10 protein-coding genes are annotated in these 13,717 nt (G+C 62.0%); all 10 read right to left on the bottom strand.

Annotation, left to right across the window (positions count from 1 at the left end; genetic code table 11):
* Positions 1-51: 51 nt before the first annotated feature.
* Positions 52-4,248 carry a DNA-directed RNA polymerase subunit beta' gene (rpoC, locus tag NKI64_RS29915; RefSeq protein WP_023667434.1) on the bottom strand — a complete coding sequence of 1,399 codons (4,197 nt, stop codon included), beginning with the start codon at positions 4,246-4,248 and terminating at the stop codon, positions 52-54.
* Between the two features lie 147 nt (positions 4,249-4,395).
* Positions 4,396-8,532: a DNA-directed RNA polymerase subunit beta gene (gene rpoB / locus NKI64_RS29910; RefSeq protein WP_352671744.1), complete on the bottom strand. Its 4,137-nt coding sequence runs from the start codon at positions 8,530-8,532 to the stop codon at positions 4,396-4,398.
* A gap of 248 nt (positions 8,533-8,780) precedes the next feature.
* Positions 8,781-9,158 carry a 50S ribosomal protein L7/L12 gene (rplL, locus tag NKI64_RS29905; protein ID WP_023667436.1) on the bottom strand — a complete coding sequence of 126 codons (378 nt, stop codon included), beginning with the start codon at positions 9,156-9,158 and terminating at the stop codon, positions 8,781-8,783.
* 54 nt (positions 9,159-9,212) lie between these two features.
* Entirely contained in the window at positions 9,213-9,731 is a 519-nt protein-coding gene (gene rplJ, locus NKI64_RS29900) for a 50S ribosomal protein L10 (RefSeq protein WP_023667437.1), read from the bottom strand.
* A gap of 374 nt (positions 9,732-10,105) precedes the next feature.
* The gene (gene rplA, locus NKI64_RS29895) at positions 10,106-10,804 is read right to left on the bottom strand and encodes a 50S ribosomal protein L1 (protein WP_023667438.1); all 699 of its coding nucleotides are present in this window, start codon (positions 10,802-10,804) and stop codon (positions 10,106-10,108) included.
* A 4-nt stretch (positions 10,805-10,808) separates the two neighbouring features.
* Positions 10,809-11,237 (bottom strand): 50S ribosomal protein L11, encoded by a 429-nt coding sequence (rplK, locus tag NKI64_RS29890; RefSeq protein WP_006333334.1) that lies wholly within the window; start codon positions 11,235-11,237, stop codon positions 10,809-10,811.
* A 172-nt stretch (positions 11,238-11,409) separates the two neighbouring features.
* Positions 11,410-11,937: a transcription termination/antitermination protein NusG gene (gene nusG / locus NKI64_RS29885; RefSeq protein WP_006333333.1), complete on the bottom strand. Its 528-nt coding sequence runs from the start codon at positions 11,935-11,937 to the stop codon at positions 11,410-11,412.
* Between the two features lie 27 nt (positions 11,938-11,964).
* On the bottom strand, positions 11,965-12,168 hold the full coding sequence (secE, locus tag NKI64_RS29880) for a preprotein translocase subunit SecE (protein WP_023667439.1): 204 nt from the start codon (positions 12,166-12,168) through the stop codon (positions 11,965-11,967).
* 557 nt (positions 12,169-12,725) lie between these two features.
* Positions 12,726-13,124: a hypothetical protein gene (locus NKI64_RS29875; protein WP_352538179.1), complete on the bottom strand. Its 399-nt coding sequence runs from the start codon at positions 13,122-13,124 to the stop codon at positions 12,726-12,728.
* A 73-nt stretch (positions 13,125-13,197) separates the two neighbouring features.
* The gene (locus NKI64_RS29870; protein WP_023695292.1) at positions 13,198-13,662 is read right to left on the bottom strand and encodes an Hsp20 family protein; all 465 of its coding nucleotides are present in this window, start codon (positions 13,660-13,662) and stop codon (positions 13,198-13,200) included.
* Positions 13,663-13,717 lie beyond the last annotated feature (55 nt).

Raw genomic sequence — 13,717 nt, 5'->3', positions numbered from 1 at the left:
ACGCGAAAAGGGGCCACTGGGGCCCCCTTCCTTCTTCTCGTCCTACCGCGCTTACTGCGCGGCGTTGACCATGTCGGTCAGCATCGGCTCAGCGACCTCGACACCGGAGGCCTTGCGGCGCTCGTCGATGATCAGTTCGTCGCGCGAGGTGGCGATGCGCCGGATCTGGCTCATCGTGCCGCCGGTACCGGCCGGGATCAGCCGGCCGACGATGACGTTTTCCTTCAGGCCCTGCAGCATGTCGGTCTTGCCGGCAACCGCAGCTTCGGTCAGCACCCTGGTCGTCTCCTGGAAGGAGGCGGCCGAGATGAAGGACGGCGTCTGCAGCGAGGCCTTGGTGATGCCCAGCAGCACCGGCTGGCCTTCGGCCGGCTTCTTGCCGTCCTCAACCAGGCGCTCGTTGACCTCTTCCAGTTCGATCACGTCGACGTGGTCGCCCGGAATGTAGGTCGAGTCGCCCTGCACCGTGATCTCGACCTTCTGCAGCATCTGGCGAACGATCACCTCGATGTGCTTGTCATTGATCGACACGCCCTGCAGACGGTAGACTTCCTGGATTTCGTTCACGAGGTAGGAAGCAAGTGCTTCCACGCCCTTGATCGCCAGGATGTCGTGCGGCGCCGGATTGCCGTCGAGGATGTAGTCGCCCTTCTCGATGACGTCGCCGTCCTGGAGATGGAACGGCTTGCCCTTCGGGATCAGGTATTCGACCGGCTCAAGCGTCGAGTCATGCGGCTCGATGATGATGCGGCGCTTGTTCTTGTAGTCGCGGCCGAAGCGGATCGTGCCATCGATCTCGGCGATGATGGCGTGATCCTTCGGACGACGTGCCTCGAACAGTTCGGCAACACGCGGCAGACCGCCGGTGATGTCCTTGGTCTTGGCGCTTTCCATCGGGATACGCGCCAAAACGTCGCCGGGACGAACCTGCGAACCCGGCTCGACCGAAAGAATGGCCTCGACCGAGAGCAGGAAGCGGGCGTCGCCGCCCTTCGACAGCTTGCCGACCTTGCCCTTCGGGTCAAGGATGGCGATCGCCGGCTTGAGGTCGTTGCCGCGTGGCGTCGAGCGCCAGTCGATAACCTCGCGCTTGGTGATGCCGGTCGATTCGTCGGCCGTTTCCTGAACGGAAATGCCGTCGACCAGATCCTCGTACGACACCTTGCCCTCGATTTCGGTGAGGACGGGGCGGGTATAGGGATCCCATTCGGCGATACGCTGGCCGCGCTTCACCTTGTCGCCATCGTCCACGAAGATGCGCGAACCATAGGTAAGGCGATGCGAGGCACGCTCCTTGCCGGCTTCGTCGAGGATCAGCACCGCCATGTTGCGGCCCATGACCATCTGCTGGCCGTCCGAGTTGCGCACCACGTTGCGGTTGCGGATCTCGACCTTGCCCTCATACGAGGCTTCAAGGAACGAGCTGTCCACCACCTGCGCCGTACCGCCCATGTGGAAGGTACGCATGGTGAGCTGGGTCCCCGGCTCGCCGATCGACTGCGCCGCGATAACGCCGACGGCTTCGCCCTGGTTGACCGGGGTGCCGCGGGCAAGATCGCGTCCGTAGCAGACCGCACAGACGCCGATCCTGACCTCGCAGGTCAGTGCCGAGCGAATGCGGACCGACTGCACGCCGGCCTTTTCGATCTTTTCCACGTCACGTTCGTCCATCAGCGTTCCGGCCTTGACCAGAACCTCACCCGAAACCGGATGCGTGATGTCGTCGAGCGAGGTGCGGCCCAGCACGCGCTGGCCGACCGAAGCGACGACCTGACCGGCATCGACGATCGGCTGCATGGTGAGGCCCTTGTCGGTGCCGCAATCCACGGAGTTGACGATGCAGTCCTGCGCCACGTCGACCAGACGACGGGTGAGGTAGCCCGAGTTCGCCGTCTTCAAGGCGGTGTCGGCCAGACCCTTGCGGGCGCCGTGGGTCGAGTTGAAGTACTCGAGCACGGTCAGGCCTTCCTTGAAGTTCGAGATGATCGGCGTCTCGATGATTTCACCCGAGGGCTTTGCCATCAGGCCGCGCATGCCGGCGAGCTGACGCATCTGGGTGGGCGAACCACGCGCACCCGAATGCGACATCATGTAGATCGAGTTCATCGGCTTTTGACGGCCACTGTCCTCGAACTCGACGGCCTTGATGCGGGCCATCATCTCGTCGGCGACCTTTTCCGAGCACTTGGCCCAGGCGTCGACGACCTTGTTGTACTTCTCGCCCTGCGTGATCAGGCCGTCATTGTACTGCTGCTCGTATTCCTTGGCCAAAGCCTCGGTGTCGGAAACCAGCTTGATCTTGGCGTCCGGGATCAGCATGTCGTCCTTGCCGAACGAAATGCCGGCGCGGCAGGCGTGGCTGAAGCCGAGGGCCATGATGCGGTCGCAGAAAATGACCGTCTCCTTCTGACCGCAGTGGCGGTAGACGGTGTCGATCATCTTGGAGATGTTCTTCTTGGTCATCTCCTGGTTGGCCGTCTCGTAAGGCACATTGACGTTCTTCGGCAGCAGCTCGCCGATGATCATGCGGCCAGGCGTGGTGTCGTAGATTTTCGACACGACCTTGCCTTCGGCGTCGACCGTGCGGAAACGACCCTTGATCTTGGAGTGCAGCGTCACCGCCTTGGTCTCGAGCGCGTGCTGGAGTTCGCCCATGTCGGCAAACACCATGCCTTCGCCCGGCTCGTTCTGATTGACGATCGAGAGATAGTAGAGACCCAGGACCATGTCCTGCGAAGGCACGATGATCGGCGCGCCGGAAGCCGGGTGCAGGATGTTGTTGGTCGACATCATCAGCACGCGGGCTTCAAGCTGCGCTTCCAACGAGAGCGGCACGTGAACGGCCATCTGGTCGCCGTCGAAGTCGGCGTTGAAGGCCGTGCAGACCAGCGGATGCAGCTGGATCGCCTTGCCTTCGATCAGGATCGGCTCGAACGCCTGGATGCCGAGGCGGTGCAGCGTCGGTGCACGGTTCAACAGCACCGGATGCTCGCGGATGACCTCGTCGAGGATATCCCAGACTTCCGGACGCTCCTTCTCGACCAGCTTCTTGGCCTGCTTGACGGTCGAGGAGAACCCCTTGGCGTCGAGGCGGGCGTAGATGAACGGCTTGAACAGTTCGAGCGCCATCTTCTTCGGCAGGCCGCATTGGTGCAGCTTGAGCTCCGGACCGGTGACGATGACCGAACGGCCCGAATAGTCGACGCGCTTGCCGAGCAGGTTCTGGCGGAACCGGCCCTGCTTGCCCTTCAACATGTCGGACAGCGACTTCAGCGGACGCTTGTTGGCGCCGGTGATGACGCGGCCGCGACGGCCGTTGTCGAACAGCGCATCGACGGCTTCCTGCAGCATGCGCTTTTCATTGCGCACGATGATGCCGGGGGCGCGCAGCTCGATCAGCCGCTTCAGACGGTTGTTGCGGTTGATGACGCGGCGATAGAGATCGTTCAGGTCGGACGTCGCGAAACGTCCACCATCCAGAGGAACCAGCGGGCGCAGGTCCGGCGGGATCACCGGAACCACCTTCATGATCATCCATTCCGGACGGTTGCCGGACTCCATGAAGTTCTCGACGACCTTGAGTCGCTTCAGATACTTCTTCTGCTTCAGCTCGGACGTGGTCGAAGCCAGTTCCGAACGCAGGTCGCCGGCGATCTTCTCCAGGTCCATGCCGGCCAGAAGGTCATGAATGGCCTCGGCGCCGATCATGGCGGTGAACGAATCCTCGCCATACTCGTCGACGGCGATCATGTACTCTTCCTCGCTGAGCAGCTGGTGCTCCTTCAGCGCGGTTAGGCCAGGCTCGGTGACGATGTAGTTCTCGAAGTAGAGGACGCGCTCGATGTCCTTCAGGGTCATGTCGAGCAGCGTGCCGATGCGCGACGGCAGCGACTTCAGGAACCAGATGTGAGCGACAGGTGCCGCCAGCTCGATGTGGCCCATGCGCTCGCGGCGAACGCGCGACAGCGTGACTTCGACGCCGCACTTTTCGCAGATGACGCCCTTGTACTTCATGCGCTTGTACTTGCCGCACAGGCATTCATAGTCCTTGATCGGGCCAAAAATGCGCGCGCAGAACAGACCGTCACGCTCCGGCTTGAAGGTGCGGTAGTTGATGGTCTCCGGCTTCTTGATCTCGCCGAACGACCAGGACAGAATCTTCTCAGGGCTGGCGAGCGATATCCGGATGGAATCGAACACCTGCGCCGGCGCCTGCGGATTGAAGAGATTCATGACCTCTTGGTTCATGCCGTTCTCCTTTTCGGGGTCCTCGAAAACCCCTTGCATCTAACGCGGGCCAAATGCCCGCTGAGTGGTCGGCCCACTGGCCGTAGAATTTGTCGCATCCGGTCGCGGCGTTCCGCGACCGGATGTCTTGCTTACTCGGCCGCGCCCCTATTCGGCAGCATCTGGCAGCCGGACAGGGTTGTCGTCGAGCTTGGTATTCTCCAGCTCGACATTGAGGCCGAGAGACCGCATTTCCTTGACGAGCACGTTGAAGCTCTCGGGAATGCCGGCCTCGAACGTGTCGTCGCCGCGCACGATCGCCTCGTAGACCTTGGTGCGGCCGGCGACATCGTCCGACTTCACCGTCAGCATTTCCTGCAGCGTGTAGGCGGCGCCATAGGCTTCCAGCGCCCAGACCTCCATTTCGCCGAAGCGCTGGCCACCGAACTGCGCCTTGCCGCCCAGCGGCTGCTGGGTAACGAGCGAGTACGGACCGATCGAACGCGCGTGGATCTTGTCGTCCACCAGGTGGTGAAGCTTGAGCATATAGATATAGCCCATCGTCACCTTGCGATCGAACGGCTCGCCGGTGCGTCCGTCATAGAGCTGCGACTGACCGCTGGTGTGCAGGCCCGCCTGCTCCAGCATGATGTTGATGTCGACTTCATGCGCGCCGTCGAACACCGGTGTCGCGATAGAGACGCCGCGGCGCATCTGCTCGCTGAGGCGAACGATGCTCTCGTCGTCATATTCGCGGACCGGCTCGTTGCGGTCGTTGGCCGGGATGAAGCTCTCGAGCGTCTTGCGCAACGGCTTGATGTCTCCAACCGTCTTGTACGCGTCGATCAGCTCGCCGATCTTCTTGCCCATGCCCGCGCATGCCCAGCCCAGATGCGTTTCCAGGATCTGGCCGACATTCATGCGGCTCGGCACACCCAGCGGGTTGAGCACGATATCGGCATGCGTGCCGTCCTCGAGGAAAGGCATGTCCTCGACCGGAACGATGCGCGACACGACACCCTTGTTGCCGTGACGTCCGGCCATCTTGTCGCCCGGCTGCATCTTGCGCTTCACGGCCACGAAGACCTTGACCATCTTCATGACGCCCGGAGGCATTTCGTCGCCGCGCTGGACCTTCTCGACCTTGTCCATGAAGCGCTGCTCGAGCGCCTTCTTGGAATCGTCGTACTGGCCACGCAGGGCTTCCAGTTGGCTCTGGAGCTTTTCGTTCTCCACCGCAAACTGCCACCACTGCGAACGCGGATACTCGTCCAGCGTGTCCTTCGACAGCTTCGAGCCCTTCTTGAAGCCCTTCGGCCCGGCAATCGCTTCCTTGCCGACGAGAACGTCGGAAAGGCGCGAATAGACGTTGCGGTCGAGGATCGCCTGCTCGTCGTCGCGGTCCTTGGCGAGGCGTTCGATCTCCTCGCGTTCGATCGCCATGGCGCGCTCGTCCTTCTCGACGCCGTGGCGGTTGAACACGCGCACTTCGACGACTGTGCCGAAGGTGCCCGGAGGCATGCGCATCGAGGTGTCGCGAACGTCGGACGCCTTTTCACCGAAGATGGCGCGCAGGAGCTTTTCTTCCGGCGTCATCGGGCTTTCGCCCTTCGGCGTGATCTTGCCGACCAGGATGTCGCCCGGCTGCACTTCCGCGCCGATATAGACGATGCCGGCTTCGTCGAGGTTCTTCAGCGCTTCTTCCGAAACGTTCGGAATGTCGCGTGTGATTTCCTCCGGTCCAAGCTTGGTGTCGCGGGCCATGACCTCGAATTCCTCGATGTGGATCGAGGTGAAGACGTCGTCGGCCACGATGCGCTCGGAGAGCAGGATCGAGTCCTCGTAGTTGTAGCCGTTCCACGGCATGAACGCGACCAGCACGTTGCGGCCGAGCGCCAGATCGCCGAGCTCGGTCGACGGACCGTCGGCGATGATGTCGCCCTTGTTGACGCGGTCGCCCATGCGCACCAGCGGACGCTGGTTGATGCAGGTGTTCTGGTTCGAACGCTGGAACTTCATCAGCCGGTAGATGTCGACGCCCGACTTGCCGGGATCGAGATCTTCCGTGGCGCGGATGACGATACGCGTCGCGTCCACCTGGTCGACGATGCCGCCGCGGCGGGCGCCGATGGCGGCGCCCGAGTCACGGGCAACGATCGGCTCCATGCCGGTGCCTACGAACGGCGCTTCGGCGCGCACCAGCGGCACGGCCTGACGCTGCATGTTGGAGCCCATCAGCGCGCGGTTGGCGTCGTCGTTCTCGAGGAACGGGATCAGCGCCGCGGCCACGGACACCATCTGCTTGGGCGACACGTCCATCAGATCGACGTTTTCGCGCGGCGCCATCATCACTTCGCCGGCGCTGCGGCAAATGACGAATTCGTCGACGAAACCACCATTCTTGTCGAGCTCGGCATTGGCCTGCGCGACGTGGTGCTTGGACTCTTCCATAGCGGAGAGATAAACGACCTCATTGGTCAGCTTGCCGTTGACGATCTTGCGGTACGGGCTTTCGATGAAGCCGTACTTGTTGACGCGCGCGAAGGTCGCCAGCGAGTTGATCAGACCGATGTTCGGGCCTTCCGGCGTCTCGATCGGGCAGATGCGGCCGTAATGCGTCGGGTGCACGTCGCGCACTTCGAAGCCGGCGCGCTCGCGGGTCAGACCGCCCGGGCCAAGTGCCGACAGGCGGCGCTTGTGGGTGATCTCCGACAGCGGGTTGGTCTGATCCATGAACTGCGACAGCTGCGAGGAACCGAAGAACTCGCGCACGGCGGCAGCCGCCGGCTTGGCGTTGATCAGGTCCTGCGGCATCACCGTATCGATCTCGATCGAGGACATACGTTCCTTGATCGCGCGCTCCATGCGCAGCAGGCCGACGCGGTATTGGTTCTCCATCAGCTCGCCGACAGAACGCACGCGGCGGTTGCCGAGATTGTCGATGTCGTCGATCTCGCCCTTGCCGTCGCGCAGCTCGACCAGCGTCTTGACCACGGCCAGGATGTCGTCCTTGCGCAGCACGCGCACGGTATCCTCAGCCTTGAGCTCGAGGCGCATGTTCATCTTGACGCGGCCGACGGCCGACAGGTCGTAGCGCTCCGAGTCGAAGAACAGCGAGTTGAACATGGCTTCGGCGGTTTCAAGCGTCGGCGGCTCGCCCGGGCGCATGACACGGTAGATGTCGAACAGTGCGTCCTGGCGGCTCTCGTTCTTGTCGACGTTGAGCGTATTGCGGATGTAGGCGCCGACATTGACGTGGTCGATGTCGAGAACCTTGATCTCGCTTTCGCCCGTGCCGAGCAGCACCTTCAGCGTCTTTTCATCGATCTCGTCGCCGGCTTCGAGGAAAATCTCGCCGGTGCCGTAGTTGACGATGTCCTCGGCCAGGTAATTGCCGAGCAGATCCTCGTCGGTCGCCTTGATCGCCTTCAAACCCTTTTCGCCAAGCGCCCTTGCCTGGCGGGCGGTGATCTTCTTGCCGGCCTCGACGACAACTTCGCCTGTGTCGGCATCGACGAGGTCGCCAACGGCCTTGAGGCCGCGGAAACGCTCGACGTTGAACGGGATGCGCCAGTGGTCGCCGGCGCGCTTGTAGGTGATCTTGTTGTAGAAGGTCGACAGGATCTCTTCGCCGTCCATGCCGAGCGCCATCAAGAGCGACGTCACCGGAATCTTGCGGCGGCGGTCGATGCGGGCATGCACGACGTCCTTGGAATCGAACTCGATGTCGAGCCACGAACCGCGATAGGGAATGACGCGCGCCGCAAACAAAAGCTTGCCCGAGGAGTGCGACTTGCCCTTGTCATGGTCGAAGAAGACGCCCGGCGAACGGTGCATCTGCGAGACGATGACGCGCTCCGTGCCATTGACGATGAAGGTGCCGTTGAGCGTCATGAGCGGCATGTCGCCCATATAGACGTCCTGCTCCTTGATGTCCTTGATCGACTTTGCGCCGGTATCCTCGTCGATATCGAACACGATGAGGCGCAGCGTCACCTTGAGTGGCGCGGCATAGGTCAGGTCGCGCTGACGGCATTCGTCAACGTCGAATTTCGGTCCTTCGAACTCGTACTTCACGAACTCCAGCATCGAGGAGCCGGAGAAATCGGAGATCGGGAAAACCGACTTGAAAACGGCCTGCAGTCCCTCGTCCGGACGCCCACCCTTGGGCTCCGCCACCATCAGGAACTGGTCATAGGATGCTTTTTGAACCTCGATCAGGTTCGGCATCTCCGCAACTTCCGGAATCTTTCCGAAGAACTTGCGTACGCGTCTGCGGCCATTGAAAGTCTGGGTCTGGGCCATCGTCGCTCCTTAGCTATAAACTCGGGGCGAGCCTCGCCGCGGCTCACCTTGCATGCGCGGCCACCTCGGCGGCGGCCCCTGATCTGTTTCCCGCCGCCTGGCGGCGACGGCTAAAACGGGAGAAAACCCGTTTCCTGAAGGCCGGTTTCGGCCCTCAGGAAAGAGGTTCTCGTACATCTCGCGCTACGCATCCTCCCCTCTGATGAAGGGAGTGGCGGACGGCGCGAGGCCGCCCGCCGCTTTTACGCTTACTTCAGGTCGACCTTGGCGCCGGCTGCTTCCAGCTGGGCCTTGAACTTCTCAGCGTCAGCCTTGGAAACGGCTTCCTTGACCGGCTTCGGAGCTGCTTCGACCAGATCCTTGGCTTCCTTGAGGCCCAGGCCGGTGATGGCGCGGACTTCCTTGATGACGTTGATCTTCTGAGCGCCTGCCTCGGTGAGGACGACGTCGAATTCCGTCTTTTCCTCAGCCGGAGCAGCAGCAGCGGCAGCGCCGCCGGCAGCGGCAACCGCCACCGGAGCAGCAGCCGAAACGCCCCACTTTTCTTCCAGAAGCTTCGACAACTCGGCCGCCTCGAGGACGGTCAGCTTCGAAAGGTCGTCTACGATCTTTGCCAGATCAGCCATTGTTGTATTCCTTCATCAGGTTCGAACGTGTGTTTGTGATAGCGAGGAACGGCCTCATGCCGCCTCGTCCTTCCGGGCGTAAGCGCCGATTACGCGCGCGACCGAAGCCGCTGGCGCATTGACGATCTGGGCGATCCGGGTTGCCGGCGTGGCGATCATGCCAACCAGCCTGGCGCGCAGCTCATCGAGCGACGGAAGTGTGGCGAGTGCCTTCACACCGTCGGCGTTGAGCGAGGTGGTGCCCATTGCGCCGCCGAGAATGACCAACTTGTCATTTCCCTTGGCGAAATCGGACGCGACCTTCGGCGCCGCAATCGGATCCTCCGAATAAGCGATCAGCGTCTGTCCCTTGAACAGGTCGATGATCGATGCGGAGTCCGTGCCCTGAAGAGCGATTTTGGCGAGACGGTTCTTCGCGACTTTGACGGTGCCACCGGCAGCGCGCATTTTCGACCGAAGGTCGTTCATTTGCGCGACGGTGATACCGGCGTAGTGGGCCACGACGACTGAACCAGCGCCTGCAAAAGCACCATTCAGGCCCGTGACGAGTTCGCGTTTTTCCGCTCTGTCCACTGCCTATCTCCAGTTGACCCCTGCCCCGCTAGTGGGACAGGCGTCGGGTTGCCTTTTTGCCGGCCGGGCCATCCATTACAGATCTCCCGAACGACGCTCGAGGATCCTGCCCCCTTTCGCCACATCGACGGCAAGCCGGAGATGCGCAGACAAAAGGCAAACACGGTTCGAACCTTTCATTGGAGCTTGTCGCTCCGTTGTCCGGTTTTCACCCGTCTCATGCAGGCCCAATTCAATTAAGGCTTCTGGGCCGCCTGCAATCTCGGACAGGATGTCCGGAAGCCTCTCGACTTCCGGTACCGGGCCGCCGACAAGTCGGAGGCCCGGAATTCACTTGCGGATCAGCGCCTTGGCAGCCGATCCAGATGTTCGTATCAAGACGCTGCGAGCGTCGAGACGTCGAGCTTGAGGCCCGGGCCCATCGTCGAGGTGACCGACACCTTCTTGACGTAGTTGCCCTTGGCGCCAGCCGGCTTTGCCTTGGTCACGGCATCGGCGAAGGCGCGGACGTTTTCTTCCAGCGCCTTGACGTCGAACGAGACCTTGCCGACGCCGGCATGAACGATGCCGGCCTTCTCGACGCGGAACTCGACAGCGCCGCCCTTCGATGCCTTGACGGCGGCGGCGACGTCGGTGGTGACGGTGCCGACCTTCGGGTTCGGCATCATGCCGCGCGGGCCCAGCACCTTGCCCAGACGGCCGACCAGCGGCATCATGTCCGGCGTGGCGATGCAGCGATCGAAGTCGATCGTGCCCTTCTGGACGATGTCGACCAGATCCTCGGCACCGACGATGTCGGCGCCGGCGGCGCGAGCCTCATCGGCCTTGCCGCCACGTGCGAACACGGCGACGCGGACCGAGCGGCCGGTGCCGTTCGGCAGGTTGACCACGCCGCGGACCATCTGGTCGGCATGGCGCGGGTCGACGCCGAGGTTCATCGCCACTTCGATGGTCTCGTCGAACTTCACCGTCGAACGGTCCTTGAGCAGCTTCAGCGCCTCACCAAGGGCATAGGCCTTGTTGGGGTCGATGCCGTCACGGGACTTCGATACACGCTTTGCAATCTTTGCCATGATCTCAGCCCACCACTTCCAGACCCATCGAGCGGGCGGAGCCCTCGACCATGCGCATGGCCGCCTCGACGTCGTTTGCGTTCAGATCCTTCATCTTCTGTTCGGCGATGGCGCGCACCTTGTCGCGGCCGATCGTGCCGGCCTTGATCTTGCCCGGCTCTTTCGAACCTGACGTCAAGTTCGCCGCCTTTTTCAGGAAGTAGCTCACCGGCGGCGTCTTCATGACGAAGGTGAAGGACTTGTCCTGGTAATAGGTGATGACGACCGGGATCGGCGATCCCTTTTCCATTTCCTGGGTCTGCGCGTTGAACGCCTTGCAGAATTCCATGATGTTGATGCCGCGCTGGCCAAGTGCCGGGCCGATCGGCGGAGACGGCGTAGCCGATCCCGCTTTGACCTGGAGCTTGAGCTGGCCTGCAATTTTCTTAGCCATCTCTTTCCTGCCTTTATCTCATGCCGGCCCCAGTATCGGGAACACCGGCGGTTGCAGTCTGGTGGTGCGGTCCGCGCGGCCGGCTAAAGCCGCATTCGCCTCCCACCCGTTCATGGCCGCGCGCTTTCCGCGCCGCCTCCCCTTGCCGGCGAACCGGCGCAGGGTTTTCGGATCAGCCCTTTTCGACCTGTCCGAATTCCAGATCGACCGGCACGGCGCGCCCGAAGATCGATACTTCCACCTTGAGCCGCGCCCGCTCCTCGTCCACTTCCTGGACGAAACCGTTGAACGAGGCGAACGGGCCATCCGAAACGCGGATCGCCTCGCCGATCTCGAAAGTGACCGAGGGCTTCGGCCGCTCGACGCCTTCCTGAACCTGGTTCAGGATGCGCTGCGCCTCGGCTTCGGTGATCGGCACCGGCTTGGAGTCACCGAGGAAGCCGGTGACCTTCGGCGTGTTCTTGACCAGCGAGAACACCGCATCGGTCAGATTGGCCTTGAGCAACACATAGCCCGGAAAGAACTTGCGCTCGGCATCGACCTTGCGGCCGCGGCGGATCTCGACGACCTTCTCGGTCGGCACCACGATCTGTTCGATATCGGCGGACAGGCCCTTCTGCTTGGCCTTGTTCTCAATGTCCTCAGCGACCTTCTTTTCGAAGTTCGAATAGGCGTGGACGATGTACCAGCGCGCGGTCATTTCAAGACTTCTCCGTAATCGCCGGACTTAATGGCCGAGGCTCAGTAACCGCTCGATCGCGTAGCCCATGGCCACGTCGGCGGTGAAGAAAAAGATCATCGCGATGACCGCGAATACGAGCACCATCACCGTCGAGATCATCGTCTCCCGGCGCGACGGCCAAGTCACCTTGGCGGTTTCCGCGCGAACCTGCTGGAGAAAGACGAAAGGATTTGTGGTTTTCGAAGCCATATGCCGCTCTGTCTTCAAGACCCGTTGGCCGGGTCTCCTGGATGATCCCGCTGGCCGGGACGTGCCGCCTGGGTTCAAGTCGGCGCCGAATCAGCGCCATTTCGCCCATGCAAATCGGACGCGTAAAGCCGGCTTCCCAGCTCCACGCGTCGCGTGTCTGTTGTGTCTACATAAAACCGATTCTTGATCCACGCAAGTGGCAAGTGTCCGCTTTATGACCAAACGCCGCCTCGGAACCATCCAGTCGTCCCGTCCCGGCTATCGGGGCCTTATGCCTCAGTTCGCCCAATATGGCAAGCCACCTGCCCTTTTTCAATGCCGGACCCCAATTCCAGGAGGTGGATCCGGAAATCAGGCACGCTATTACAAGTTCGAGGAAATGGCGTTGCGGACGAACCTGCGACCTGCTGTTTTGGAAACCAAATGAAGCGCACGCAAGATTGGAATCCAGCTGCCCATGCCGAGGCAGCTGGATCAACCCAGGGTTAGTTAGGCACAGGCGAGTTCGACCCCGGCCACTGCGCCCATTCCGCATGGTGGGCGTGGGCGCGGCGCGATCACTGCCGGGCACGGGGGCGGGTCGTCGTCATCGTCGGGCCGAAAGAACGGCCACGACGCCGCGAAGCTTTGAGACCGCTGCGGCGCGAGGAGGGTCGCCAAGGCAGCACCCGGCCTGAAGTCTCTTTCCCCAGCGTGGGTTTCTCATCCAGAGCCTTCAACGCCCTCAGAATCTGGTCGACAGGGATTACCGTGCCGTTGTCCAGGCGGCGCAAGGCAGGCTGGTTTTCCACCGCGCAGGCATCGGACGCCCACGAGGAAAGCAGTGCCCGCTTTTCTCCACGGCTGAGGCGTGGATGGTTGATGACGTCGTCTGGATTGTCGAGCAGGCACAAAGAAGTTTCAATTTTGCCCGAGCGTGCCGCAGAAAGTGTCGGTGTCTCGTAGAAGTTGTCCATCTCCATTCTCCGCAATCTGGGCCTCCCGGCCGAAGCCGGGAGGCGGACCGCAGGGATAACTGAATCGATACGATCAGGCCGCTTTGCGGGTGCGTTCCGTATCCTGGGCGATCTGCTTGCCGCCCACCTGAGCGTCGCCGGCCCCGATGCTGATGCGGCGCGGCTTCAGCTCTTCGGGAATCTCACGGACGATGTCGATGGTCAGGAGACCCTTCTCAAGGTTTGCTGCCTTGATCTTCATGTGGTCGGCAAGCTTGAACGTCTGCCTGAAACTGCGGTAGGCGATGCCCTGGTGCAGCAGCTGGCGTCCGCTCTGATCATCAGCCTTCTGGCCTACCACGACCAGTTCGGGTCCATGCTGGGTCAGCTCAACCTCATCCTGGCTGAAGCCTGCGATGGCCATCGAGATACGGTAATCGTTCTCGTCGACCTTCTCGATGTTATAGGGCGGCCAGTCTGGACGCGTGCCGCTGTCGAGCATGTCGAAAAGCCGGTCGAAACCGACGGTGGTCCGATAGAGAGTATCAAAGGTTCTCATAGCCACATCCTCCTTGAAGCAACATGGGTACAAGGGCGCCGCCCAGCAGCGCCGT

The organism is Mesorhizobium sp. M0478 (genome assembly GCF_040321305.1).
GTDB lineage: Bacteria > Pseudomonadota > Alphaproteobacteria > Rhizobiales > Rhizobiaceae > Mesorhizobium.
Note: the sequence above shows the minus strand (reverse complement) of the source record. Positions and strands in the feature narration are given on the sequence as shown.